The 25,844-nt window shown below is 61.8% G+C and carries 25 protein-coding genes; 7 read left to right on the top strand and 18 right to left on the bottom strand.

Annotated elements, in window-relative coordinates:
• Nucleotides 1–190 precede the first annotated feature (190 nt).
• Both rpsI and rplM read right to left on the bottom strand, forming a co-directional pair.
• Nucleotides 191–583 (bottom strand): 30S ribosomal protein S9, encoded by a 393-nt coding sequence (gene rpsI, locus PP4_RS04215; protein WP_003260797.1) that lies wholly within the window; start codon nucleotides 581–583, stop codon nucleotides 191–193.
• Nucleotides 584–597: 14 nt separating this feature from the next.
• Nucleotides 598–1,026 (bottom strand): 50S ribosomal protein L13, encoded by a 429-nt coding sequence (rplM, locus tag PP4_RS04210; RefSeq protein ID WP_003251819.1) that lies wholly within the window; start codon nucleotides 1,024–1,026, stop codon nucleotides 598–600.
• A 258-nt stretch (nucleotides 1,027–1,284) separates the two neighbouring features.
• On the opposite strand from rplM, the gene PP4_RS04205 reads away from it, so the two are divergent.
• Nucleotides 1,285–2,325, top strand: coding sequence for an NADP(H)-dependent aldo-keto reductase (locus tag PP4_RS04205; protein ID WP_016498032.1), 1,041 nt, complete (start codon nucleotides 1,285–1,287; stop codon nucleotides 2,323–2,325).
• 190 nt (nucleotides 2,326–2,515) lie between these two features.
• Entirely contained in the window at nucleotides 2,516–3,436 is a 921-nt protein-coding gene (locus tag PP4_RS04200) for a GlxA family transcriptional regulator (protein WP_169725191.1), read from the top strand.
• Between the two features lie 135 nt (nucleotides 3,437–3,571).
• Here the strand turns inward: PP4_RS04200 and zapE are convergent, their stop codons facing one another.
• The 3 genes from zapE to PP4_RS04185 all read right to left on the bottom strand — a co-directional run bounded on the left by zapE (nucleotide 3,572) and on the right by PP4_RS04185 (nucleotide 6,842).
• Complete coding sequence (gene zapE / locus PP4_RS04195) at nucleotides 3,572–4,666, bottom strand: cell division protein ZapE (protein ID WP_016498030.1); 1,095 nt, start codon at nucleotides 4,664–4,666, stop codon at nucleotides 3,572–3,574.
• 165 nt (nucleotides 4,667–4,831) lie between these two features.
• A complete protein-coding gene (locus tag PP4_RS04190; RefSeq protein ID WP_016498029.1) occupies nucleotides 4,832–6,181 on the bottom strand; it encodes a tryptophan--tRNA ligase in 1,350 nt (449 codons plus the stop codon).
• Between the two features lie 25 nt (nucleotides 6,182–6,206).
• Nucleotides 6,207–6,842 (bottom strand): alpha/beta hydrolase, encoded by a 636-nt coding sequence (locus PP4_RS04185; RefSeq protein ID WP_016498028.1) that lies wholly within the window; start codon nucleotides 6,840–6,842, stop codon nucleotides 6,207–6,209.
• Nucleotides 6,843–6,977: 135 nt separating this feature from the next.
• Between PP4_RS04185 and PP4_RS04180 the strand changes: the two genes are divergently transcribed.
• A complete protein-coding gene (locus tag PP4_RS04180; protein WP_016488987.1) occupies nucleotides 6,978–7,415 on the top strand; it encodes a YhcB family protein in 438 nt (145 codons plus the stop codon).
• A 288-nt stretch (nucleotides 7,416–7,703) separates the two neighbouring features.
• Here PP4_RS04180 and PP4_RS04175 read toward each other — a convergent pair whose 3' ends face one another.
• A complete protein-coding gene (locus PP4_RS04175; RefSeq protein ID WP_016498027.1) occupies nucleotides 7,704–8,900 on the bottom strand; it encodes a methionine gamma-lyase in 1,197 nt (398 codons plus the stop codon).
• Nucleotides 8,901–9,027: 127 nt separating this feature from the next.
• Here PP4_RS04175 and PP4_RS04170 point away from each other — a divergent pair, with 127 nt between their 5' ends.
• The gene (locus PP4_RS04170) at nucleotides 9,028–9,507 is read left to right on the top strand and encodes an Lrp/AsnC family transcriptional regulator (RefSeq protein ID WP_016498026.1); all 480 of its coding nucleotides are present in this window, start codon (nucleotides 9,028–9,030) and stop codon (nucleotides 9,505–9,507) included.
• Nucleotides 9,508–9,582: 75 nt separating this feature from the next.
• On the opposite strand, the gene cysN is transcribed toward PP4_RS04170, so the two are convergent.
• The 3 genes from cysN to PP4_RS04155 form a co-directional block, all read right to left on the bottom strand.
• Complete coding sequence (gene cysN, locus PP4_RS04165) at nucleotides 9,583–11,484, bottom strand: sulfate adenylyltransferase subunit CysN (RefSeq protein WP_016498025.1); 1,902 nt, start codon at nucleotides 11,482–11,484, stop codon at nucleotides 9,583–9,585.
• 16 nt (nucleotides 11,485–11,500) lie between these two features.
• Nucleotides 11,501–12,418 (bottom strand): sulfate adenylyltransferase subunit CysD, encoded by a 918-nt coding sequence (gene cysD, locus PP4_RS04160; RefSeq protein WP_003251799.1) that lies wholly within the window; start codon nucleotides 12,416–12,418, stop codon nucleotides 11,501–11,503.
• 169 nt (nucleotides 12,419–12,587) lie between these two features.
• Nucleotides 12,588–13,346: a Nif3-like dinuclear metal center hexameric protein gene (locus PP4_RS04155; RefSeq protein WP_016498024.1), complete on the bottom strand. Its 759-nt coding sequence runs from the start codon at nucleotides 13,344–13,346 to the stop codon at nucleotides 12,588–12,590.
• A 168-nt stretch (nucleotides 13,347–13,514) separates the two neighbouring features.
• Here PP4_RS04155 and algW point away from each other — a divergent pair, with 168 nt between their 5' ends.
• Nucleotides 13,515–14,675, top strand: coding sequence for a Do family serine endopeptidase AlgW (algW, locus tag PP4_RS04150; RefSeq protein WP_016498023.1), 1,161 nt, complete (start codon nucleotides 13,515–13,517; stop codon nucleotides 14,673–14,675).
• A 129-nt stretch (nucleotides 14,676–14,804) separates the two neighbouring features.
• Here algW and PP4_RS04145 read toward each other — a convergent pair whose 3' ends face one another.
• The 4 genes from PP4_RS04145 to PP4_RS04130 all read right to left on the bottom strand — a co-directional run bounded on the left by PP4_RS04145 (nucleotide 14,805) and on the right by PP4_RS04130 (nucleotide 18,962).
• On the bottom strand, nucleotides 14,805–15,569 hold the full coding sequence (locus PP4_RS04145; protein WP_016498022.1) for an amino acid ABC transporter ATP-binding protein: 765 nt from the start codon (nucleotides 15,567–15,569) through the stop codon (nucleotides 14,805–14,807).
• A gap of 10 nt (nucleotides 15,570–15,579) precedes the next feature.
• The gene (locus tag PP4_RS04140) at nucleotides 15,580–16,677 is read right to left on the bottom strand and encodes an amino acid ABC transporter permease (protein ID WP_016498021.1); all 1,098 of its coding nucleotides are present in this window, start codon (nucleotides 16,675–16,677) and stop codon (nucleotides 15,580–15,582) included.
• A gap of 10 nt (nucleotides 16,678–16,687) precedes the next feature.
• Nucleotides 16,688–17,866, bottom strand: a complete 1,179-nt coding sequence (locus tag PP4_RS04135; RefSeq protein ID WP_016498020.1) for an amino acid ABC transporter permease — start codon at nucleotides 17,864–17,866, stop codon at nucleotides 16,688–16,690.
• Between the two features lie 67 nt (nucleotides 17,867–17,933).
• Entirely contained in the window at nucleotides 17,934–18,962 is a 1,029-nt protein-coding gene (locus tag PP4_RS04130) for an amino acid ABC transporter substrate-binding protein (protein ID WP_016498019.1), read from the bottom strand.
• Between the two features lie 332 nt (nucleotides 18,963–19,294).
• Between PP4_RS04130 and PP4_RS04125 the strand changes: the two genes are divergently transcribed.
• Nucleotides 19,295–19,951: an alpha/beta hydrolase gene (locus PP4_RS04125; RefSeq protein WP_016498018.1), complete on the top strand. Its 657-nt coding sequence runs from the start codon at nucleotides 19,295–19,297 to the stop codon at nucleotides 19,949–19,951.
• 100 nt (nucleotides 19,952–20,051) lie between these two features.
• Nucleotides 20,052–21,521 (top strand): ATP-dependent RNA helicase RhlB, encoded by a 1,470-nt coding sequence (gene rhlB / locus PP4_RS04120; protein WP_016498017.1) that lies wholly within the window; start codon nucleotides 20,052–20,054, stop codon nucleotides 21,519–21,521.
• A gap of 136 nt (nucleotides 21,522–21,657) precedes the next feature.
• Here the strand turns inward: rhlB and moaE are convergent, their stop codons facing one another.
• The 5 genes from moaE to PP4_RS04095 form a co-directional block, all read right to left on the bottom strand.
• Nucleotides 21,658–22,104: a molybdopterin synthase catalytic subunit MoaE gene (gene moaE, locus PP4_RS04115; RefSeq protein ID WP_016498016.1), complete on the bottom strand. Its 447-nt coding sequence runs from the start codon at nucleotides 22,102–22,104 to the stop codon at nucleotides 21,658–21,660.
• A gap of 2 nt (nucleotides 22,105–22,106) precedes the next feature.
• Nucleotides 22,107–22,352 (bottom strand): MoaD/ThiS family protein, encoded by a 246-nt coding sequence (locus PP4_RS04110; protein ID WP_016498015.1) that lies wholly within the window; start codon nucleotides 22,350–22,352, stop codon nucleotides 22,107–22,109.
• The gene (moaC, locus tag PP4_RS04105; protein ID WP_016498014.1) at nucleotides 22,352–22,822 is read right to left on the bottom strand and encodes a cyclic pyranopterin monophosphate synthase MoaC; all 471 of its coding nucleotides are present in this window, start codon (nucleotides 22,820–22,822) and stop codon (nucleotides 22,352–22,354) included. Before moaC ends, PP4_RS04110 begins: the two co-directional genes overlap by 1 nt.
• Before the next feature lie 210 nt (nucleotides 22,823–23,032).
• Nucleotides 23,033–24,427, bottom strand: a complete 1,395-nt coding sequence (locus PP4_RS04100) for a PhoH family protein (protein WP_016498013.1) — start codon at nucleotides 24,425–24,427, stop codon at nucleotides 23,033–23,035.
• Nucleotides 24,428–24,698: 271 nt separating this feature from the next.
• The gene (locus PP4_RS04095) at nucleotides 24,699–25,835 is read right to left on the bottom strand and encodes a polysaccharide deacetylase family protein (RefSeq protein ID WP_016498012.1); all 1,137 of its coding nucleotides are present in this window, start codon (nucleotides 25,833–25,835) and stop codon (nucleotides 24,699–24,701) included.
• Between the last annotated feature and the right edge of the window lie 9 nt (nucleotides 25,836–25,844).

Genomic DNA, 25,844 nt, shown 5'->3' with positions numbered 1-25,844 from the left:
ATTTGGCCGTCATGGTAAGAAACAAATCCACACACTGACAAGGTGATTACCCTGGCAAGGGCGACAACCCGCGCTTTGCTTGATCTGCGTCTATGCGACAAGCGGCCACTGACATGCTGACAGGTTAGTTCAAGCCAAAAAAAAAGCCCGGTTCCAAGGAACCGGGCTTTTTTCGACTGCCGAAGCGGTATTAACGCTTGGAGTACTGAGGACGCTTACGCGCTTTACGCAGACCCACTTTCTTACGCTCGACTTCACGAGCGTCGCGGGTGACGTAGCCAGCACGACGCAGAGCGCCACGCAGGGTTTCGTCGTATTCCATCAGAGCGCGGGTGATACCGTGACGGATCGCACCGGCTTGACCGCTGACACCACCACCGGAAACGGTGACGTAGATGTCGAACTTCTCAACGGTTTCGGTCAGCTCGAGTGGCTGGCGAACAACCATGCGAGCGGTTTCGCGACCGAAGAACACGTCCAGAGAACGGTTGTTGATGGAGATGTTACCAGTACCCGGACGCAGGAATACGCGAGCGGTTGCGGTCTTGCGACGGCCAGTGCCGTAATTTTGAGTCGCCGACATAATGAACTATCCCGTTAGATCTTCAGTTCTTGAGGCTGCTGAGCAGTGTGTGGGTGAGCAGCACCCGCGTACACTTTCAGCTTGCGGTACATGTCGCGACCCAGCGGGTTCTTAGGCAGCATGCCTTTGACCGCGGTTTCGATAACACGCTCAGGGGCCTTGGCGATCAACTTCTCGAAGTTGATTTCCTTGATACCGCCCGGGAAGCCGGAGTGGGAGTAGTACATTTTGTCGGAAGACTTGGCACCAGTCACACGAACCTGCTCGGCGTTGATAACGACGATGTAGTCGCCGGTGTCAACGTGAGGGGTGTATTCTGGTTTGTGTTTGCCACGCAGACGGGTAGCGATTTCAGTAGCCAGACGACCCAGGGTCTGGCCAGCGGCGTCGACTACGAACCACTCGCGCTTTACTGTTTCCGGTTTAGCAGTAAAAGTTTTCATTCTCTAAAGCCTCAGAGGCCGCCCAGCGAAAAATAGACGGCGAATCTTACTGGATAGTGCACACGTTGCCAAGAGCAAGCGCGCAGCCGAACACAGACGCTTTTGGGGGCTCGGGTCGGGCACGCCAATGTTCGACGGGGTTCTTCCTGCGTGATGGTGCATCACTTCCGCCACGCGGAGAGGGGCTGAATTATCCAGATTGCGAGAAAAATTTCAACCTGCTTTGATAGCTATCTATTGCCAAGGAGTGTCTAACCGATGGAATACCGCCAGCTCGGCCGTACCGACCTCAATGTCAGCGCCCTGTGCCTGGGCACCATGACCTGGGGCGAACAGAACGTTCAGGCCGAAGCCTTCGAACAGATTGCCCGGGCCAAGGTCGCCGGGGTCAACTTCATCGACACCGCCGAGATGTACCCGGTGCCGCCCCGCCCGGAAACCTACGCAGCCACCGAGCGCATCATCGGCAACTGGTTCCGTGACAACGGTGATCGCGACGACTGGGTGCTGGCCAGCAAGGTTGCAGGCCCTGGCAACGGCATCAGCCACATCCGCGACGGCCAGCTCAAGCACAACCGCCAGCACATCGTCGCGGCGCTGGAGGAGAGCCTGAAGCGCCTGCAGACCGACCGTATCGACCTGTACCAACTGCACTGGCCGGAACGCAGCACCAACTTTTTCGGCAAGCTGGGCTACCAGCACCTGCCCCAGGACCACTTCACTCCGCTGGAAGAAACCCTCGAAGTACTCGACGAACAGGTGCGGGCGGGCAAGATCCGCCACATCGGCCTGTCCAACGAAACGCCGTGGGGCACCATGAAGTTCCTGCAACTGGCCGAAAGCCGAGGCTGGCCGCGGGCGGTATCGATCCAGAACCCGTACAACCTGCTAAACCGCAGCTTCGAGGTAGGCCTGGCGGAAGTGGCTATCCGCGAGCAGTGCGGCCTGCTGGCCTATTCACCGCTGGCGTTCGGCATGCTCTCGGGCAAGTACGAGAACGGCGCACGGCCGGGCAACGCGCGCCTGACCCTGTTCAGCCGCTTTGCCCGCTATTCAAACCCGCAGACCGTGGCAGCCTGCAGCCGGTACGTGCAACTGGCCCGCGAGCACGGCCTGGACCCGGCGCAGATGGCCCTGGCGTTCGTCACCCGGCAGCCGTTCGTGACCAGCAACATCATTGGCGCGACCAGCCTGCAACAGCTGGACAGCAACCTGGCAAGCCTTGATCTGAGCCTGAGCGATGAGTTGCTGGCGGCGATCGAAGCCATTCACCAGGAGCAGCCGAACCCGGCACCTTGATCGCCAGAGGGGCTGCTTTGCAGCCCCTCTGTTACATAGGCTAGACACAATCGCCAAAAAATAAGACGATCCAGCCGGTGATTGACCACTCTACCCTATAAGAACAATGACAATGATGTTTACCCAACCCTCCGCGTCGCTGCGGCGCGTCAGCATCCTGGCCATTGACAAGGTATTTGCTTCGACCTTGATGCAGGCCAAGGATTTCTTCCATCTCGCCAGCCTGCGTTACAGCAAGCAGCTGGGCCTGGGCTTGCAGCCCATGTTCGAGATCCACCTGGTGAGCCCCGACGGCCAGCCCGTGGACAGCTTCAGCAATGTTCAGCTACCGGTCGACGGCGGCCTGGACGACGCCGATGTGATCATCCTCCCGGCCTACTGGGACGATTTCGACAACCTCCTGCAACGTTATCCACAGGTGCTGCCATGGCTGCGTGAACAGCATGCCCGCGGTGCGGTGCTGTGCGCCGAGGCCAGTGGTGTGTTCTGGCTGGCCGAATCCGGCCTGCTCGATGGCAAGGAGGCGACGACCTACTGGCGCTTCTTCACCAGCTTTGCCGAACGCTTTCCCAAGATCCGGCTGAACCAGGACAAGCACCTGACCGACGCCGACAATATCTATTGCGCCGGCGGCGCCACGTCGGCCTGCGACCTGTACATCTACCTGATCGAGCGCTTCTGCGGCGCCAACGTGGCCCGCGCCGTGGCCCGCGACATACTCTACGAAGTGCAGCGCAACTACACCCCGGGGCGCATGGGCTTTGGCGGGCAGAAGCTGCATCAGGACCTGATCATTCTGCAGATCCAGCATTGGCTGGAGGAACACTTCGCCGACAAGTTCCGCTTCGAGGATGTGGCCCGCAACCACGGCATGAGCATCCGCAACTTCATGCGCCGTTTCCAGGGCGCGACGGGTGACAAGCCGCTGCACTACCTGCAACGGCTGCGGATCGAGACCGCCAAGGGGTTGCTGTCGAGCACGCGCAAGAGCATCAAGACCATCAGCTACGAAGTTGGCTATGACGATGCCAGTTTCTTTGCGCGGCTGTTCCGCCAGCACACCGAGCTGTCGCCGAACCAGTATCGGCAGCAGTTCATGCAAGAGGCTTGAGCGCCATGGGGCTGCTTTGCAGCCCATTCGCGGCACAAGGCCGCTCCTACAGGGGAACGCGATTCCATGCGGGTACGCGATCTCTTGCAGGAGCGGCCTTGTGCCGCGAATGGGCCGCAAAGCGGCCCCAGGTTCTTATGGCTTGTGCGCGCGCGACAGGAATTCGTGCGACTGCATCTCCAGCAACCGGCTCAGGGTGCGCTGGAACTCGAAGCTCAGGCGCCCGCCGGTGTACAGGTCCTTGAGCTCCACCTCGGCCGAAATGATCAGCTTGACGTTGCGGTCGTAGAACTCGTCCACCATGTTGATGAAACGACGGGCGATGTCGTCGGTGGCGACACCCATCTGCTCCACATTGCTCAACAGCACGGCGTGGAAGATCTTGCCCAGTTCGATGTAGTCGTTCTGGCTGCGCGGTCCATCGCACAGGGCGCGGAAGTCGAACCAGGCGACATCGTCACAGGTGCGCAGGGCATTGATCGGACGGTTCTCGATCATCAGCACATCGTTCTCGACCGCCTGGGTGCACTCAGGCGTCAGCGCCTTGAAGCTGGCGCGCATGCTCTGGTGCGCCGCATCGTTGAGCGGGTAGTGGAACAGTTCGGCCTGCTCCAGGTGACGCAGGCGGTAGTCGACCCCACTGTCAACGTTCACCACGTCGGTGAACTGCTTGATCATGGCAATGGCTGGCAGGAAGCGTGCGCGTTGCAGGCCGTCCTTGTACAGGCCGTCCGGCACGATGTTGGAGGTGGCTACCAGCGACACGCCGTTCTTGAACAGCTCTTCCATCAGGGTGCCGAGGATCATGGCGTCGGTAATGTCCGACACGAAGAATTCGTCGAAGCAGATCACCCTGGCTTCGTCGCTGAAGCGCTTGGCGATGATGGTCAGCGGGTTCTTCTCGCCCTTGAGGGTTTTCATTTCCTCGTGCACACGCTTCATGAAGCGGTGGAAGTGCGTACGCATCTTCTGCTTGAACGGTAGCGCTTCGTAGAAGGTATCGACCAGGTAGGTCTTGCCTCGCCCTACCCCACCCCAGAAGTACAGGCCCTTGACCGGGGTCTGCTCCTTCTTGCCGAACAGCTTGCCGAACACGCCCGGCTTGTTGTTCTGCGCCTGTACCAGGTCGTCGTACAGGCGCTGCAGGTGACGCACCGCAGTTTCCTGCGCCGCGTCATGGAAGAAGTCGGGACGTTTCAGATCTGCTTGATAGCGTTCTAAGGGAGTCATGATTCGTTAGCGAGGCAACAAAAAACGGGCCGTCACTGTAGCGACAGGCCCGCTTAATGGCAATCAGTCTGTGGGAGCGGGCGCGCCCGCGAACACCGGCAAAGCCGGTGCCAAGCACCGCGGCGCCTGCTTCGCGGGCTTGCCCGCTCCCACAGTTAGACAGCCTCAGTCCTGCTGTGGTGCCAGGGCATCACGCAGGCTTTGAATGGCCGCATCACGGGCTTCGGCGCTGTCGAACTGCGGCCCGTCGGCAACTTGCTCGCCGTTGAGCCACAGGCCGAAGCTCAGGCCTTCGACCCGCACATCGGCCTCGCCACCCTGCTGCAGCTGCTTGCTCACGGCGCCGGCGCTCTTGCCGTCGGCGAAGCTGCGCGACAGCAGCAGTTGCTCGCCGTCAGCGGCCAGCAGGCGGAAGCGGAAGCTGCCGTCTTCGTCGCGGAAGCTGACGAAGCGTGCGCTCTTGGCGGCCTTCTTCTTCACCTCGGTGCCGGCTTGCACACCGCTACGGAACGAACGCAGGCCAACGGCTTCGCGCAGTTGCTCGAGGAACGGCGTGGCAATCTTGCGTGCCTTGGCGGCGCCGGCCAGCAGGATGTCTTCCAGGTCCGCCGGGCGGGCGATCAACTGGTGGTAGTACTCGCGTTTTTCGGCAAGTTGGCCATCCAGCAGCTGGAACAGGCGCTGCTTGGCATCGCCCCAGCCCAGGCCCTGCAGCAGCTCTTCGCGGAATTCGGCGCATTGCTGCGGCGTCGAGAAGGCCTGGTACAAGGTGAACAGGTGCGAATTGTCCGGATCTTTCGCTTCGCCTGGCGCGCGCGAGTCAGTGACGATGCGCGAGATGGCGTCTTTCATGTCCTTGGCGCTGGTGAACAACGGGATGGTGTTGTCATAGCTCTTGGACATCTTGCGCCCGTCCAGGCCTGGCAACGTGGCCACGCTTTCCTCGATCACCGCCTCCGGCAGGGCGAAGAAGTCCCGGCCCTGGCCGAACAGGTGGTTGAAGCGCTGGCCGATGTCGCGGGCCATTTCCACGTGCTGGATCTGGTCACGGCCGACCGGCACCTTGTGGGCGTTGAACATCAGGATGTCGGCGGCCATCAGTACCGGGTAACTGAACAGGCCCATGGTCACGCCGGCATCCGGGTCTTCGCCGTTCTCGACGTTCTTGTCCACCGAGGCCTTGTAGGCATGCGCGCGGTTCAGCAGGCCCTTGGCGGCAACGCAGGTCAGCAGCCAGGTCAACTCGGGGATTTCCGGGATGTCGGACTGGCGGTAGAAGGTCACCTTGTCCGGGTCCAGGCCACCGGCCAGCCAGGTGGCGGCGATTTCCAGGCGCGAACGCTGGATACGCAGCGGGTCGTCGCACTTGATCAAGGCGTGGTAGTCGGCCAGGAAGTAGAACGAGTCGGCACCGGGCTGCTGGCTGGCACGGATCGCAGGGCGAATGGCGCCGGCGTAGTTGCCCAGGTGCGGAGTGCCGGTGGTGGTGATACCGGTAAGAATGCGCGTGGTCATGGGTGTTCGCTTATTCAGGCTTGGCTCAGTTCGAAAGGCGCGGCAGCAGCAGATCCTTCAGATCGGTCAGCTTGCCATGGAAGAAGTGTCCGCATTCTGCCACTTTCAGCAGCTCATGGGGGCGCGACAGGCTACCGGACCATTCGTAAACCAGCTGCGGCGCGACCACTTCGTCGGCATCTGGCTGCACCACGGTGATCGGGCAGTGCTGTGGCAGCGGGAATTCGACGGTCAGGCGCATGACTGCCGGGGCAATCATGAACAAGTGTTGCAGCGTTACCCCGGCGGCTTCCAGGCGGCCGGCCAGGCTGGTGGCAACGAAACCGCCGAACGAGAAGCCCATGAGCACCAGTGGCAGGTCGGGGTGCCTGGCACGCAGCCAGGCGGCGGCGGCCTCGGCATCGGCCACTTCGCCGGCCCCCATGTCATGGCTACCGGCGCTCTGGCCGACACCACGGTAGTTGAAACGCAGGGTCACATAGCCGGCATCGCGGGCGGTGCGTTGCAGGGTCGAGACCACCTTGTTGAGCATGGTGCCGCCCTGGACCGGGTTGGGGTGGCAGATCAGCACCGCGCCACGGGCATCGGCCACGTCCAGGTACAAGGCTTCCAGCTGGCCGCTGGGGCCATCGATGAACAAGGGGGTTTCGCGGACAAGCAAGGCACTACTCCGTGACCTCGGGAAGGGTCGATTCGTCTAGGTGAGGAATTCTGTTCTGATTTGCGATCGCTCGCGGTATACAGCGCAGGTCTGAGCCGTTAACGTAAAGCAAAGCCGTTTATAGAGGAAGGACTCGTGGAACTCTCGCTCCTTGTTTGGTTGTTGCCAACCCTGGCCCTGGTCATCGGTGTGGCGGTCGGTTTCATTGTTGCCCGCCTGCTGCCCAACGCGGCGCCGAGCAACACCCAGCGCCAACTGGATGACATCCAGAAACGCTTCGACAGCTACCAGAACGAAGTGGTCACCCACTTCAACAGCACCGCCATGCTGGTCAAGAAACTGACCCAGAGCTACCAGGACGTACAGGATCACCTGGCCGAAGGCGCCAACAGCCTGGCCCTCGATGAAGTCACTCGCCAGCGCCTGCTGGCTGCATTGCATTCCGAAGCGCCCCAAGGCCCGCGTGACCGCCTGACCCCACCGAAAGACACCGCCGAAGTGCCGCGCGACTATGCGCCAAAAGCGCCAAATTCGCCGGGCATGCTCGATGAGAGCTACGGGCTCAAGCGTTGATCTGCTGAACATGAAAAAGGCCTCGCAAGAGGCCTTTTTTGTGCTTTGAATCGCCAAGAGAACCCCGCCAGTGCAGGGTTCCCGGTTCAGATCAAGGCTTGCGCCAGGACTGGCCACCCTCATCATCGTCACCGCCACTGCGGCAAATGAACAGGTCGATGTATTTCGGGAATACGGTCATTTTCAAACTCCTCTTGGATAAGCCGGCCAATTCACCAGCTCATCCAAAGTGCCATCGCCTGATCCCGTGAGGCATTGGGCAAGTGTTCCCGATCCTGCAAGGCAAGTTCATGCACACGCCTCCAACGCCACCTCGATATCTGCCAGCAGGTCCTCCACATCCTCCAGCCCCACTGACAACCTCACCAGCCCCTCTGATATCCCGTGATGCGCCCGCTCTTGTGGCGTGTAACTGGAGTGCGTCATGCTCGCCGGGTGCTGTGCCAGCGACTCGGCATCCCCCAGGCTCACCGCACGGGCAAAAAGCTGCAGGGCATTCATGAAGCGCCGCCCGGCCTCGATACCGCCCTTGAGCTCAAAGGCAATCATCCCGCCCGGCAAACGCATCTGCCGCTGTGCCAGTTCGTACTGGGCAAACGACGGCAAGCCCGGGTAGTGGATCAGCTCCACCTGGGGCTGCCCGGCCAGGAACTGCGCGACCTCCAGGGCGTTGGCGCAATGCCGGTCCATGCGCAGCGCCAGGGTCTTGATGCCGCGCATCAACAACGCAGCGTCATGCGGTGACAAGGCTGCCCCGGTCATGTCTTTCAGCCCTTCCAGCCGAATGCGGTCGACCAAAGCCTTGCGCCCCACCACCAGGCCCGCAGTGATGTCGCCATGGCCACTGAGGTACTTGGTCGCCGAATGCACCACCAGGTCTGCCCCCAGTTCCAGTGGCCGCTGCAGGTAGGGCGTGCAGTAGGTGTTGTCGACCACCACAAGCACATCACTCCCCCGCACTGCCTCGACGACCGCCGCTATATCCACCAGTTGCATGTTGGGGTTGGCCGGTGTTTCGAAGTAGATCATCCGCGTTTTGCTGTTGATCGCCGCTTTCAGGGCCTTGGCATCGTTAAGGTCGACATGGTGGATCTTGACCCCGAACTCGCCAATGCCATGGTGCAGGAACGCAAAGGTGCAGCCATACAAGGTGCGCCCCACGATCAGCTCATCACCAGGCCGCAGCAGGGTCCAGAGGGTCGAAGTAATGGCTCCCATCCCCGACGCCAGCGCCAATCCCGCCTCACCACCCTCCAACGAGGCCATGCGTTGCTCGAGCAAGGCCAGGGTGGGGTTGGAGATGCGGCTGTAGAAGTGCCCCGCCTCCTCCCCGGCGAAGCACGCAGCGCCGTATTCGACAGTCGGGAAGGCATAGGTCGCGGTCTGGTACACCGGTGGCACCAAGGCACCACCGTGGGAAAGCGGGTCGTAGCCGTGGTGAATGGCCCGTGTGGAAAAACCGGTGTTGTTATGGGAGTCGCGCATGGCAACAGCCTCTTGTGGTTTGTTATAAGCTTATGCCACCGAGCTGCCCGATTTTTTCCAAAATTGCCCACGCATCTGCGTGCTTGCTGGAACAAAAACAATAATTAACGGACCAGGAGGGCAAAACATGCCTTCAAGCCTCGACCGCACCGACCGCGCCCTGCTCGCCGCCTTGCAGGACAACGCCCGCCTAACCGTCGCCGAACTTGCCGACCAGGTGGCATTGACCACCTCGCCCTGCTGGCGCCGGGTCAAGCTGCTGGAAGACAACGGCTATATCACTGGCTACCAGGCCATCCTCTCGCCCAAGTCGCTGGGGTTCGGCGTGACCGCATTCGTCAGCATCATGATGGACTCGCACACCAAGGACATGGCGCTGGCGTTTGAGCAGCGGCTTATGGAAATCCCCGAAATCGTCGCCTGCCACAACATCTCCGGGCGCTATGATTTTTTGCTGGAGATCCTGGCCCGGGACCTGGAGTCGTTCGGGGAGTTCACCCGCGAAGTGCTGCAGCGGTTGCCGGGGGTGAAGGAGATCTATTCGAGTTTTTCCTACAAGGCGGTGAAGGAGCGGCGGGTGATTCCGGTGTCGGAAAAACATATCTGAACCGGATACGCAGCACCTGCGGGAGCGAGAAATAAAAAACCCCGCCGAAGCGGGGTTTTTCCTGCTGGCCAGCGCTTAGATAGCGCCACGCTGGCGCAGTACGTCCAGCACCAGTTTCACACCTTCGTCCACGCTAGTGGCCTGGGTGTCGATCACAAGGTCTGCATCCAGCGGCACATCGAACGGGAAGCTTTCACCCGGGATGTTTTCGCCACCGGCAGCGTACAGGCCTTGCGGGTCGCGCTCGCGGCAAGCCAGCGGCGAGGCCTGGACGTAAACGGTCACCAGGCGCTCTTTGCCGATCAGGGCCTTGGCCTGTTCGCGGCCTTCGGCATCCGGGGCCACGAACGCAGCCAGGGTCAGCAGGCCGGCTTCGTTGAACTGGCGCGCCACATGGGCGGCGCGGCGCCAGTTTTCGGTGCGACCGGCGCGGTCTTGCGGCAAGCCCTTGTTCAGGTCGTGGCGCAGGTTCTGGCCGTCGAGCACGTATACCGCACGGCCCATGTCGAACAGCTTGCGCTCCACGGCATAGGCCAAGGTGCTCTTGCCAGCGCCGGACAGGCCGCTGAACAGCACGGTGGCCGGCTGCTGGCCGAAGCGCAGGGCGCGCTCTTCGGTAGACACGTGGGCCTGCTTGCCATGCTGGCCGGTGCTGCCGTGTGGCAGAACAGGCGGAGCGATGATCATGCCGGCGCCGACGGTGCCGTTGGTCAGGCGGTCGATCACGATGAACGCACCGGTGGTGCGGTTGCTGTCGTAGCCGTCCAGGGCGATCGAGGCGTCCAGCGCAACCTTCACGCGGCCGATCTCGTTCAGTTGCAGTGCGCTGGCAGCACCCTGCTCCAGGGTGTTCACATCGACCTTGTGGGTGATGCTGGCAATCGAGCCCGGCACGTAGCTGGTGGCGCGCTTGATGTCGTACTTCTTGCCCGGGAGCATTGGCTCTTCGGCCATCCACACCAGCATGGCATCGAACTGGTCGGTCACCGGCGGTACGTTGTCGGCATGTACCAGCAGGTCGCCACGGGAGATGTCGATCTCGTCTTCCATGGTCAGGGTCACGGCCTGGCCTGGGCCGGCGTTTTCCAGTTCACCTTCGTAGGTGACGATGGACTTGACGCGGCTGCTCTTGCCCGACGGCAGCACGACGATTTCATCACCCTTGTGCACTACGCCACTGGCAATGGTGCCGGCGAAGCCGCGGAAGTTCAGGTTCGGGCGGTTCACGTACTGCACCGGGAAGCGCAGGTCGGTGAAGTTGCGGTCGGCCGCAACCTCGACGGTTTCGAGGATTTCCATCAGCGTCGGGCCGGTGTACCACGGCGAGCGCTCGCTGTGGTTGACCACGTTGTCGCCCTTGAGCGCCGACATTGGCACGAACTGCAGGCTGCTCGGGGTCAGGTTGATGGCCTCGGCGAACTGCAGGTAGTCGGCCTTGATCGACTCGAACACGCCCTCATCGAAGCCCTTGAGGTCCATCTTGTTGACCGCGACCACGATGTGCTTGATGCCCAGCAGCGAGGCAATGTAGCTGTGGCGACGGGTCTGGGTCTGCACGCCATAGCGGGCATCGACCAGGATGATCGCCAGGTCGCAGGTGGACGCACCGGTGGCCATGTTGCGGGTGTACTGCTCGTGGCCCGGGGTGTCGGCGATGATGAACTTGCGCTTGGCGGTGGAGAAGTAGCGGTAGGCGACATCGATGGTGATGCCCTGCTCACGCTCGGCCTGAAGGCCGTCGACCAGCAATGCCAGGTCGATTTCTTCGCCGGTGGTGCCGACTTTCTTCGAATCACGGGTGATGGCTTCGAGGTGGTCCTCGTAGATCATCTTCGAATCGTGCAGCAGGCGCCCGATCAGGGTGCTCTTGCCGTCATCCACGTTGCCACAGGTGAGGAAACGCAGCAGTTCTTTGCGCTCGTGCTGAGCCAGATAAGCGAGGATGTCTTCGCTGATCAAATCGGATTGGTGCGACATGGAGTAACCCTGAAAATTAGAAGTAGCCCTGACGTTTTTTGTCTTCCATGGAACCGGCGCCATCGTGGTCGATGACCCGGCCCTGGCGCTCGGAAGTGCGCGTCAGGAGCATTTCCTGAATGATGTCGGTCAGCGTTTCTGCTTCCGACTCGACAGCACCCGTCAACGGGTAGCAACCGAGGGTACGGAAACGCACCTTCTTCTTGACGATACGGGCCTTCTCTTCCTCGGAAAGGTGCTCGAGGATGCGCTCGTCGTCGATCATGATCAGGGTGCCGTTCTTCTCGATGACTTCCCGCTCGGCGGCGAAGTACAGCGGCACGATCGGGATGCCTTCAAGGTAGATGTACTGCCAGATGTCCAGCTCGGTCCAGTTCGACAGCGGGAAGACGCGGATCGACTCGCCCTTGTTGACCTTGCCGTTGTAAACGTTCCAGAGCTCGGGGCGCTGGTTTTTCGGGTCCCAGCGGTGCTTGCTGTCGCGGAACGAGTACACACGCTCTTTGGCCCGCGACTTCTCTTCGTCGCGGCGCGCGCCACCGAAGGCGGCGTCGAAACCATGCTTGTCCAGTGCCTGCTTCAGGCCCTGGGTCTTCATGATGTCGGTGTGCTTGGAGCTGCCATGGGTGAACGGGTTGATGCCCTGCGCCACACCCTCAGGGTTGACGTGGGTGATCAGTTCCAGGCCCATTTCCTCGACCATCTTGTCGCGGAAGCTGTACATCTCCTGGAATTTCCACTGGGTGTCGACGTGCATCACCGGGAACGGCAGTTTGCCCGGGAAGAAGGCCTTGCGCGCCAGGTGCAGCATCACGGCGGAATCCTTGCCGATCGAGTACAGCATCACCGGGTTGTCGAACTCGGCGGCCACCTCGCGGATAATGTGGATGCTTTCCGCCTCCAGCTGTTTCAAGTGCGTCAGTTTGTCGACCATGGCTACTCACGAAAAACGATCTTATGGACGGCCTGCGGGCCGTGTTCGAGCGAGCCACTTTATCACAGCGGCTGCTTCTATTTAGGAGGCGGGCTAGATCGAAAAGGTCTAACGATATGACTGCGGGTTTGGGCTGCCAGGCCCGGCCCTTTCGCGGGCAACGCTGATATCAGATGGGATTGGGGCAATCGATGAACAGGTGCTCAACGGCAAACCGCCGCGCCAGGTAATCGCCCAGCGCCTGCACGCCGTAACGCTCGGTGGCATGATGCCCGGCAGCAATGAAGCTGACGCCATTCTCGCGCGCGCTGTGGTAGGTCTGCTCCGACGCCTCGCCGGTCAGGTACAGGTCCACCCCGGCGGCAATCGCCGTCTCGATGTAACCCTGCCCGCCACCGGTGCACCAGCCGACCCTGCGGATCATCTGCTCGCCGTCCACCAGCAACGGTTCACGCCCCAGCACTTCCTGAACCCGCCGGGCAAAATCGCGCGCAGTCACCGGTTCGGCCAGTGAGCCGACCAACCCCACCACCTTGGGGTTCTCCGGGTCCAGCGGGCCTTCGACGGTGATGTCCAGTTGCCGCGCCAACTGCACGTTGTTGCCCACCTCCGGGTGCACATCCAGCGGCAGGTGAAACGCCAGCAGGCTGATGTCGTTGTTCAGCAAGGTTTTCAGGCGACGCTGGCGGATACCGGTAATGCACGGGTTCTCACCCTTCCAGAAGTAACCATGGTGCACCAGCACCAGGTCGGCCTGGGCCTCGACCGCAGCATCCAGCAACGCCTGGCTGGCAGTAACGCCGCTGACGATACGGCTGACCTGCGGCCGGCCCTCCACTTGCAGGCCATTGGGGCAATAATCCTGGATCTTCGCGCTGCCCAGGTAATGCTCGGCTTCCTCGACCAGGATGTTTAGAGCGACGGCCATGAAAATCTCCTCGAAAACTGCGCTTTTCTCGGGCACAACACCAATGGAACGCCCGTATAATGCCGGCCATTATGGGCCGTCGCCGGCACTGGGGGAACCGGTGTATGATCCCGCGCGCTCATGCCCCACTGCGCGGCCACTGGCCCTCGCTCTTTCCAGGATTCGTTCATGTTCAAGGCTTTGCGTTACTTTGGCTGGCCCCTGCTTACCGGCGTACTGATCGCCATGCTGATCATCCAGCGTTTCCCGGAATGGGTCGGCCTGCCCAGCCAGGACGTCAACCTGCAACAGGCACCGCAGACCACGCGGATCATGCAGGGCCCGGTGTCGTATGCCGACGCCGTGACACTGGCCGCCCCCGCCGTGGTCAACCTGTACACCACCAAAGTGGTGAACAAAAGCGCCCATCCGCTGTTCGAAGACCCGCAGTTCCGCCGTTTCTTCGGCGACAACCTGCCCAAGCAACGCCGTTGGGAATCGAGCCTGGGCTCGGCGGTGATCATGAGCCCCGAGGGCTACCTGCTGACCAACAACCATGTCACCAGCGGCGCCGACCAGATCGTCGTGGCCCTGAAAGATGGCCGCGAAACCCTGGCCCGCGTGATCGGCAGCGACCCGGAAACCGACCTGGCGGTGCTGAAGATCGACCTGAAGAACCTGCCGGCGATCACCATCGGCCGTTCCGACACCATTCACATTGGCGACGTGTCACTGGCCATCGGCAACCCGTTCGGTGTCGGCCAGACCGTGACCATGGGTATCATCAGCGCTACCGGCCGTAACCAGCTGGGCCTCAACAACTACGAAGACTTCATCCAGACCGACGCAGCGATCAACCCCGGCAACTCGGGCGGCGCACTGGTCGATGCCAGTGGCAACCTGGTCGGCATCAACACCGCGATCTTCTCCAAGTCCGGCGGTTCGCAGGGCATCGGCTTCGCCATACCGGTGAAGCTGGCACTGGAGGTGATGAAGTCGATCGTCGAGCACGGCCAGGTGATCCGTGGCTGGCTGGGCATCGAGGTGCAGCCGCTGAGCCAGGAACTGGCCGAATCGTTCGGCATGAAGGACCGCCCGGGTATCGTGGTGGCCGGTATCTTCCGCGAAGGGCCGGCGGCCAAGGCCGGGTTGCAACTGGGTGACGTGATCCTGAGCATCAACGGCGAACCGGCCGGTGACGGGCGCAAGTCGATGAACCAGGTGGCGCGGATCAAGCCCACCGACAAGATCACCATCGAGGTGATGCGCAATGGGCAGCAGCTGAAGCTGATTGCCGAGGTGGGGCTGCGGCCGCCACCGGCGCCGGCTGCCAGCCAGGAAGAGAAATAAACCCAGGGCCGCGTTGCGGCCCTTCGCGGGCACGCCCGCTCCCACAGGAATTACGCAGGCTCCAAAGCCAGCGCTAAACCTGTGGGAGCGGGCGTGCCCGCGAAGGGCTGCCGCGCAGCCCAAACAGCATCAATGCAGGATCTGGCTCAGGAACAACCTGGTCCGGTCACTGCGCGGCCGGTCGAAGAAGTCATCCGGCGCCGCCTGCTCCACGATCTCCCCCTTGTCCATGAAGATCACCCGGTTCGCCACGGTGCGGGCAAAGCCCATCTCGTGGGTCACGCAGAGCATGGTCATGCCGTCTTCGGCCAGGCCCACCATGGTATCGAGCACTTCCTTGACCATTTCCGGGTCCAGCGCCGACGTCGGCTCGTCGAACAGCATGATCTTCGGCTTCATGCACAACGCACGGGCAATGGCCACACGCTGCTGCTGGCCACCCGACAACTGCCCCGGGTACTTGTGTGCCTGCTCGGGAATACGCACACGCTCCAGATAATGCATGGCAATTTCCTCGGCCTTGCGCCGCGGCATCTTGCGCACCCACATGGGCGCCAGGGTGCAGTTTTCCAGAATGCTCAGGTGCGGGAACAGGTTGAAGTGCTGGAACACCATGCCCACTTCGCGGCGGATGGCCTCGATCTGCTTGAGGTCGTTGGTCAGCTCGACGCCATCGACCACGATGCGCCCCTGCTGGTGCTCTTCCAGGCGGTTGAGGCAACGGATGGTGGTGGACTTGCCCGAGCCGGACGGCCCGCACAGCACGATGCGCTCGCCCTGGCGCACGTTCAGGTTGATGTCCTTGAGCACATGGAACTGGCCGTACCACTTGTTCACACCCTGCATCTGGATGATGCCTTCGGGGCCGGCAGGCTGCTTGATCGCTTCACTCATTTCGAAACTCCTAACGCTTGTGGCCAGTGTCCAGCTTGCGCTCCAGGTGCATGGAGTAGCGGGACATACCGAAACAGAAAATCCAGAACACCAGGGCGGCGAACACATAGCCCTCGGTAGCCATGCCCAGCCAGGCCGGGTCGGCGGCGGCTTGCTTGACGCTGTTCAGCAGGTCGAACAGGCCGATGATGATCACCAGGCTGGTGTCCTTGAACAGGGCAATGAAGGTGTTGACGATGCCGGGGATCACCAGCTTGAGCGCCTGCGGCAGAATCACCAGGCCCATCGAGCGCCAGTAGCCCAGGCCCATTGCCGCAGCGGCTTCGTACTGGCCCTTGGGGATGGCCTGCAGACCACCGCGCACCACCTCGGCGATGTACGCCGACTGGAACAGGATCACGCCGATCATTGCCCGCAGCAGCTTGTCGAAGCTCATGCCTTCGGGCAGGAACAACGGCAGCATCACCGACGACATGAACAGCACGGTAATCAACGGCACGCCGCGCCAGAACTCGATGAAGGTCACGCACACCACCTTCACGGCCGGCATCCTCGAACGCCGGCCCAGGGCCAGCAGGATGCCCAGCGGCAAGGCGCCGACAATACCCACGGTGGCGATCACCAGGGTCAGCATCAGCCCGCCCCACTGGCTGGTCGGTACGCTTTCCAGGCCCAGGTACCCTCCGTGCAGCAGGGTGTAGGCCAGTATCGGGTACAGCACCAGGAAGCCCAGGCCGTAGAACGCCTTGCGCGGGAAGCGCTTGATGAACAGCGGCGCAGCGCCGATGACGGCAAGCCACACCGTCAGGTCCACGCGCCAGCGCAGCTCGGCCGGGTAGTAGCCGTACATGAACTGGCCAAAGCGCTGCTGCACGAACACCCAGCAGGCGCCCTCCTTGGTGCAGTCGGCGCGGGTGGTGCCGACCCAGTTGGCGTCGATCAACGCCCACTGCAGCAGCGGTGGCACGATCAGCCATACCAGGTAGATGGCGAGCAGGGTCAACAGCGTGTTGAGCCAGCTGGAGAACAGATTGGCACGCATCCATGCGAGCACGCCGACGGTTTTCACCGGTGGCGGCATATCGGGTTTGAAAACATGGGCATTCACGGGCGTATCCTCACCGCTCGATCAGCGCTATGCGCTTGTTGTACCAGTTCATCAGCAGCGAAATGCTGATGCTGATGGCGAGATAGACACTCATGGTGATCGCAATCACCTCGATGGCCTGGCCGGTCTGATTGAGCACGGTGCCGGCAAACAGCGAGACCATCTCCGGGTAACCGATACCGGCCGCCAGCGACGAGTTCTTCGCCAGGTTCAGGTACTGGCTGGTCAGCGGCGGAATGATCACCCGCAGTGCCTGGGGAATGATCACCTTGCGCAGGGTCGGGCCCTCGCGCAGGCCCAGCGACCGCGCGGCTTCGGTCTGGCCATGGCTGACCGAACGGATGCCGGAACGCACGATTTCAGCAATGAAGGCTGCCGTATAGATAGTCAGCGCCAAGGTCAGCGCCAACAGCTCGGGGATCAGCACCCAGCCACCGACGAAGTTGAAGCCCTTGAGCTGCGGCACTTCCCAGCTGACCGGGCTGCCGAACAACAGCACACTCAGGCCCGGGATGACCAGCAGCAGGGCCAGCCCCACCCAGAACTTGTGGAACGGCACGCCAGTCTCGTCGAAGCGCTTGTTGGCCAGGCGCACCATCACGACAATGGCGACAATGGCCACCACCAGGGCAATGATGAACGGCCAGAAGCCATCGGCCATGGATGCGCCAGGCATGTTCAGGCCACGGTTGCTGATGAAGAACATATCGTCGATGTTGATGCTGCCCCGCGGTCCCGGCAGGGTCAGGAACACGGCGAAGTACCAGAACAGGATCTGCAGCAACGGCGGGATGTTGCGGAAGGTTTCCACATACACGGTCGCCAGTTTGTTGATCATCCAGTTCGGTGACAGGCGAGCCACACCGATGATGAAGCCCAGAATGGTCGCCAGGATGACGCCGATGAAGGTCACCAGCAGGGTATTGAGCAGGCCGATGACGAACACCCGCGCATAGCTGTCGGATTCCACATAGGGGATCAGGTGCTGGGCGATGCCGAAGCCTGCACTGCGGTCGAGGAAGTCGAAGCCTGAGGTGATACCCCGGTGTTGCAGGTTGGTTTGTGTGTTGTGGAACAGGTACCAGCCCAGGCCGACCACGAAGACGATCGTGAGGATCTGGAACAGCCACGCGCGCACACGCGGATCGTTAAGGGACAAGCCCTTGGGTGCGCCGATTTGATTTTGCATGAAGTGCCCCGGACAGTAGGGATTCGAACAGCCTGCGGCGGCGGGATGCCGCCGCAGGGTGCAACCATCAGCGCACAGGTGGCGCGTACTGGATGCCGCCGTTGTTCCACAGGGCGTTCATGCCACGGTCGATCTTCAGGTCGGTGCTCTGGCCCAGGTTCTTCTCGAACACTTCGCCGTAGTTGCCGACCTGCTTGACGATCTGGACTACCCAGTCTTTGGGCAGCTTGAGGTCCTTGCCGTACTCACCATCCGCACCCAGCAGGCGGGCGACGTCCGGGTTTTTGGTGCCTTTGGCTTCGGCCTCGACATTCTTCGAGGTGACGCCCGCCTCTTCGGCGTTGAGCATGGCGAACAGGGTCCACTTGACGATGCTGAACCACTCCTCGTCGCCTTTACGCACCACCGGGCCCAGGGGCTCCTTGGAGATGGTTTCCGGCAGTACCACGTAGTCGGTCGGCGCGGCCAGCTTGGAACGCTGGGCGAACAGCTGCGACTTGTCCGAGGTCAGCACGTCGCAACGGCCCGACTCCAGCGACTTGGCGCTTTCGTCCGAGGTGTCGAAGGTGATCGGGGTGTACTTGAGGTTATTGGCGCGGAAGAAGTCCGACACGTTCAGCTCGGTGGTGGTACCGGCCTGGATACAGATGGTCGCACCATCGAGCTCCTTGGCACTGGAGACACCCAGCTTCTTGTTGACCAGGAAGCCTACACCGTCGTAGTAGGTGACCCCGGCGAACACCAGGCCCATGCCGGCATCGCGCGAGCTGGTCCAGGTGGTGTTGCGCGACAGCACGTCGACCTCGCCCGACTGCAGGGCGGTGAAGCGTTCCTTGGCGTTGAGCTGGCTGAACTTGACCTTGGTCGCATCGCCGAACACGGCGGCGGCCACGGCGCGGCAGACATCGGCGTCGATACCGACGATCTTGCCCTGCGCATCAGGTACCGAGAAGCCCGGAAGACCGTCGCTCACGCCACACTGGACGAAGCCCTTCTTCTTGACCGCATCATAGGTGGCGCCGGCCTGGGCATTGCTCACGGCGCCCAGTGCGGCGGCAGCGGTCAGGACTGCCAGGGTGGTTTTCAACATCTTCATTCACAACCTCCAAATCGCTCTTGTTGTGTCGAGCCGGAATTGCACCGCACCCTTTTGAGGCGTATCCGACCCGTATTGGCTTGTTATTGGGTCAATTGGCGCAATGGACTGTTCTGTGACAGCCTTCGCGTACAAAGGGTGTTACCGTCTCGGCCTGCCCTTTGCATCACAGATTGAATTGCAAAGCGCGTACCAGATTCTGTGGCTGTAGCGTTTAAGCGCTCGTCAAGTAGGGAAAGTTGTATCGTTGCGACATTCTTTTTCCGACAATCATTTCCAGCGCCTTCTTTTCACGCACGCCATAACAAGACCCGCACACTTTCGGAGCAGTCATGACCAACCCGCTGATTCTCGAACCACAGAAAACCGCTGACGCCTGTGTGATCTGGTTGCACGGTCTGGGGGCCGACCGTTACGACTTCCTACCTGTGGCCGAATTCATGCAGGAGCGCCTGCTCAGCACCCGGTTCATCATGCCCCAGGCCCCGACCCGTCCAGTCACCATAAATGGCGGGTATGCCATGCCCAGCTGGTATGACATCAAGGCCATGACCCCGGCCCGCGCCATTGACGAAGCGCAGCTGGAAGCGTCGGCCGAGCAAGTGGTTGCCTTGATCAAGGCCGAGCAGGCCAAAGGCATCAACCTGTCGCGGATCTTCCTGGCTGGCTTCTCCCAGGGTGGCGCGGTGGTGCTGCACACTGCCTATATAAAGTGGCAAGAAGCACTGGGTGGGGTGATCGCCCTGTCCACCTACGCCCCCACCTTCAACGACCAGCACCAGTTGACTGCCTGCCAGCAGCGCACCCCGGCCCTGTGCCTGCATGGTGTGCATGACCCGGTGGTGATCCCGTCCATGGGGCGCACCGCCTTTGAGTACTTGAACACCTGGGGCGTCGCCGCCCGCTGGTACGAATACCCGATGGAACACGAAGTGGTGGTCGAAGAACTGAACGACATCCACAACTGGCTCAGCGAGCAGCTGCAATAGGCTGGCTCTCTTGTAGTTGTGGGAGTATTCCCCTACGCCGCGCCCGGATCTTGCATTACACTGCCCGGCGTACATTCCTTAATCAGTTGATGAGACGATCGTGCTCAAAGCACTCAAGAAAATATTCGGCAAGGGAGACGCCGCGCCACAGGCCGTCGCTCCTGCTGCCAGCGTGACGCCGCCTGCGCGCGCACCCGCCAGCGAGGCCCGGCCCGCAGCAAAACCGGCCGTACCGCGCGCCAACACCGCCCCCGAGGCTGAACAACCCGCAACCGCTACCGCTATGCCACTTGCCGACAAAGCGGCCAAGGACAAACCGCGTCGCGAGCGCAAGCCCAAGCCGCAGGCCAGCCTGTGGAAGCCGGAAGACTTCGTGGTCGAGCCGCAGGAAGGCAAGACCCGCTTCCACGACTTCAAACTGTCCAACGAGCTGATGCACGCCATCCACGACCTGGGCTTCCCGTACTGCACGCCGATCCAGGCGCAGGTGCTGGGTTATACCCTGCGTGGCCAGGACGCCATCGGCCGCGCACAGACCGGTACCGGCAAGACTGCTGCGTTTTTGATTTCGATCATTTCCCAGCTGCAGCAGACGCCACCGCCCAAGGAACGCTACATGGGCGAACCGCGTGCGCTGATCATCGCGCCTACCCGGGAGCTGGTGGTGCAGATTGCCAAGGACGCCGCTGCGCTGACCAAGTACACCGGACTGAACGTCATGAGCTTTGTCGGCGGCATGGACTTCGACAAGCAGCTGAAGGCCCTTGAAGCACGCCACTGCGATATCCTCGTAGCCACCCCAGGCCGCCTGCTGGACTTCAACCAGCGCGGCGAGGTGCACCTGGACATGGTCGAGGTGATGGTGCTGGACGAAGCCGACCGCATGCTCGACATGGGTTTCATCCCCCAGGTGCGCCAGATCATTCGCCAGACACCACCAAAAAGCGAGCGCCAGACCCTGCTGTTCTCCGCCACCTTCACCGACGACGTGATGAACCTGGCGAAGCAATGGACCACCAACCCGGCCATCGTCGAGATCGAACCGGAAAACGTGGCCAGCGAAACGGTCGAGCAGCACGTGTATGCGGTGGCTGGCAGCGACAAGTACAAGCTGCTGTACAACCTGGTAACCCAGAACAACTGGGAACGGGTGATGGTGTTTGCCAACCGCAAGGATGAAGTGCGGCGCATCGAGGAAAAACTGGTGCGCGACGGCATCAATGCCGCCCAGCTGTCGGGCGACGTGCCGCAGCACAAGCGCATCCGCACCCTGGAAAACTTCCGCGAAGGGCGCATCACCGTGCTGGTGGCCACCGACGTGGCCGGGCGTGGCATCCATATCGATGGCATCAGCCACGTGATCAACTTCACCCTGCCGGAAGACCCGGACGACTACGTGCACCGCATTGGCCGTACCGGCCGGGCGGGGGCAAGCGGCGTGTCGATCAGTTTTGCCGGGGAGGATGACTCGTATCAGCTACCAGCGATCGAAGAGCTGCTGGGGCGCAAGATCAAGTGCGAAATGCCACCGGACGAGCTGTTGAAGCCGGTGCCGCGCAAACACCACTGACGCTGGGGCTGCTTTGCAGCCCAATCGCCGGCAAGCCGGCTCCCACAGGTACTGCAAGGCTTCAGTAGCTGCGGATTAGCTGTGGGAGCGGGTTCACCCGCGAACCGGGGCGAAGCCCCGGCCATCAAACCCTCATTTACCAGCGCCCCGCCGCATCCTGGTCACTCTGCTTGCCTTCAACCCACCGCGGCCCTTCCTCGGTATTCTCCTTCTTCCAGAACGGCGCCCGGGTCTTCAGGTAGTCCATGATGAAGTTGCAGGCATCGAACGCCGCCTGCCGATGGGCACTGGCCACACCGACAAACACGATCGGTTCGCCCGGCTCCAGCGCCCCGATGCGGTGCAGCACCTCCACCTTGAGCAACGGCCAGCGCTGCTCGGCCTCGACCACGATCTTGGCCAGCGCCTTTTCGGTCATGCCCGGGTAGTGTTCAAGGAACATCCCCGCTACTTCACGGCCATCGTTGAAATCCCGCACATAGCCGACAAAAGCAACCACCGCGCCCACGCCAACATTGGCCGCATGCATGGCATTCACCTCGGCGCCCGGGTCGAACGCGCCTTGCTGCACTCGCACTGGCATGGTCAGCCTCCAGTCACCGGCGGGAAGAACGCCACTTCATCACCCTCCGCCAGTGGCTCATCAAGCTTGCACAGCTCTTCGTTGCGCGCGCACATCAGGTTCTGCTCAGCCAGCAGCGCATAGTGCCCACCCTTGCCCACCAGGGCCTGGCGCACATCGTCCAGCACCTTGAACGTGCCTTCTACATGCTCGCCATCCACACCCAGCAGTTCGCGGTAGCGGGCGAAGTACATCACCTTGACCTTCATCATGCCTGCACCTTGTAGTGGCCACTCTTGCCGCCGAGCTTTTCCAGCAGGCGCACCTGTTCGATGACCATGCCCTTGTCCACAGCCTTGCACATGTCGTAGATCGTCAGCGCGGCAACGCTGGCAGCGGTCAGTGCTTCCATCTCCACGCCGGTCTGCCCGGCCAGCTTGCAACGGGCGACAATACGCACGGCGTCCTCGCCCTCGGCGCTGAGCTCGACCTTGACGCTGGTCAGCATCAGCGGGTGGCAAAGCGGGATCAGGTCGCTGGTCTTCTTCGCCGCCTGGATCCCGGCAATGCGTGCCACGGCGAACACGTCGCCCTTGGGATGTTCGCCGTCGACGATCATCTGCAGGGTCTGCGGCAACATGCGCACTCGCGCCTCGGCGATGGCCTCACGCTCGGTCACGGCCTTTTCAGTGACGTCGACCATGTTGGCCCGCCCCTGGGAATCAAGATGTGTCAGCACTGCTCTGCTCCTGTGAAGGGAACAGCCAGTGTAAACCTGTGGGTCAGGTTTGAGCAGAGGTATGAGGCATGCACATCACCTGCAGGAGCAGCCTTGTGATGCGAAAGGGCCGGCATGACTGGAAAATAGCTATGCCTGTAATGGCCTCTTCGCAGCACAAGGCTGCTCCTACAAGGGAAGGCCGGGCGGCGAACCGCCCGGCAGTGAAGGTTACAGATGCGACTCGGCGTACTCGGCCAGCACCGAGCGTGGCACGCCCTGCAGGGTGATGTGCACGCCATGGGGGAAGTCCTTGAAGCGCTCGGTCAGGTAGGTCAGGCCCGAGCTGGTCGCGGACAGGTAGGGGGTGTCGATCTGCGCCAGGTTGCCCAGGCAGACCACCTTGGAACCGGAGCCGGCACGGGTGATGATGGTTTTCATCTGGTGCGGCGTCAGGTTCTGGCACTCGTCGATCAGGATCAGGCTTTGCTGGAAGCTACGGCCTCGGATGTAGTTCAGCGACTTGAACTGCAACGGCACGCGCTCAAGGATGTACTCGACGCTGCCATGGGTGCTTTCGTCATCCATGTGCAAGGCTTCGAGGTTGTCGGTGATGGCGCCCAGCCAAGGCTCCATCTTCTCGGCCTCGGTGCCCGGCAGGAAGCCGATTTCCTGGTCCAGCCCCTGCACGCTGCGGGTGGCGATGATGCGCCGGTAGCGCTTGCTGACCATGGTCTGCTCGATGGCCGCGGCCAGGGCCAGGATGGTCTTGCCGGAACCGGCCGCGCCAGTCAGGTTGACCAGGTGGATATCCGGATCGAGCAACGCGAACAGCGCCAGGCTCTGGTGGATATCGCGTGGCTTCAGCCCCCAGGCCTCCTGGTGCAGCAATGGTTCCTGGTGCAGGTCGAGCAGCAGCAGTTCATCGTTGCGGATACCCTTGATCCAGCCGACGAAGCCCTGTTCGTCGATGATGAACTCGTTGATGTGAACCGCAGGCAGGTTGTCGATCATCTGCACCCGATGCCAGGTGCGGCCGCGCTCCTGACGGGTATCGACCTTGCTGACCCGGTCCCAGAACGAGCCGGTGACCGAGTGGTAGCCCTTGGACAGCAAGGACACGTCATCCACCAGCTGGTCGGTGCTGTAGTCCTCGGCCGCAATGCCACAGGCGCGCGCTTTCAAGCGCATGTTGATGTCTTTGGTAACCAGCACCACGTCCAGGTCGGTGCGCCGCGCCCGTACTTCAAGTAGCTGGTTGATGATGATGTTGTCGTTGAGGTTTTCCGGCAGCAGCTTGTTCGGCTCGTTGCGCGGGGTCATCAGGATGGACAGGAAGCCTTTGGGCCCGCTCTTGTTGCGCTGGATCGGCACCCCCTGCTCGACATCGTTGGGCGAGGCGTCGCCCAGGGTCTGGTCGATCAGGCGGATGGCCTGGCGGCATTCGGCGGCGATGGTCTGTTTGCCGGTCTTGAGCTTGTCGAGTTCCTCCAGCACCGTCATCGGGATGGCGACATGGTGCTCCTCGAAGTTCAGTAACGCGTTGGGGTCGTGAATCAGGACGTTGGTATCGAGCACATACAGGATTGGCTTGCTGGAGGAAGGGTTGCGTCCTTGGTCATCCATACTCGGTCACCTTATGTCGAAGCCACACGGCGCGGTCTGTTGCGCCGCAGAGTGACTACCGGTCTCCCCTGCACCGCGTTGTTACGGGCGGGAAGCGAACCTGGCTAGGTGGGCCTGGATGACGCCACCTGTGCTGCAGGAATCGGCTGTCTGGTTTCTTCATACCGCAAAACCGATGAACGAAAAAAGTATTTTTATGTGTTTTGAAGTTTATTTTTCTGATTGATGAAGAAGCCTTGGCGGCGAAGCCAGAGGGGACTACGCTCAGAAGTCATACCCCCTCTTCGCGATAAGCATATTCCCGGCAATCCGCCCAGCCAATGCCACTCTGGGCAGTGTTGCGCAGCAACCACTCCACCGCCGGCTGGGCCTTGGGCAGGCTGTCATGGAGCTGGATCACGCCCTTGCGCCACAGCAGCATCAGGGTCAGCACCCGCTGCGCAGAGGCCTCTGCGCTCAGTGCGCCATCGTCCAGGGCATCGATATCCCACAACGACACCCGCAGCTGCTGGCTGGCCATGAACGCCTCGCCATCGGCACGACGCTGCCCGTAGGGGGGCCGAAACAACGGCACATACTCTGCCGGCAGGTCGGCCTGCACCCGTGCCTGGCTGCGCCGCAACGAGTCCTGCCAGTCCGTCCACTGGGCATGGGAACGGTATTCCCAACCCTGAATGCCCACACACTGGCCGCGGTAGACCTGGCGCAAGGCATTTGCCGCCCCGGCGTCACGGCGTTGCTGTAAGCGGTTCCCCAACACGAAGAAGGTGCCTTCAAGCTTCTGCCGGCGCAGGTAGTCGGCAAGCGAATCGGTGTTGCCACCCTCTGGCCCCGGGCCGCCGACGAAGGTCAGCAGGAACATACGGTCGTTCAGTTCATCGCCATTACGCTCACGCGCAGAAAGGCGCTCCACCTCGCTGCTGGTTTGCGGCAGCAAGGCGGCTTTGCGCAGTTGTTCGTCCAGGTAACGCACATGGAACTGGTGGCTCGGCTCGATCCAGTTTGTATAGAACGTGCCGACATCGGCGGCGAACGTCGCGGATTGCATGCGCAGATCCGCCATTGATGTTACCGGGTAGCAGAATGAGGCATCCTGCTCGCAGCTGCGCTGCGCCTGTTCATACCCTTCCCACAGCCGCTGCCACATGCGCGCACGCACAAGGCGTACCTTCTGCAGGTTGATCTGTCGTAACCCAAGCCGCGCCGCCAACGCCGCGTCGTCCAGCAATTCACTTTCATGCAGCACCTGGGCAAACGAGAGAATCTCGGCCCGCGAGGCGACATCGAACAGCGCCGGGCTGTTCAGTTGCTCGGGCCACAGGCTGCGGTCCAGGCTCACCTGGGGTAAAGGGGCGGCTTGCACGGCCAGGCTCAGCAGAGCGGCCAGCAAGGCAAAGGCAATGCGCACGGTGGAAGG

It is taken from the genome of Pseudomonas putida NBRC 14164 (genome assembly GCF_000412675.1).
GTDB lineage: Bacteria > Pseudomonadota > Gammaproteobacteria > Pseudomonadales > Pseudomonadaceae > Aquipseudomonas > Aquipseudomonas putida.
This window is presented reverse-complemented; position numbering and strand designations above follow the sequence as displayed.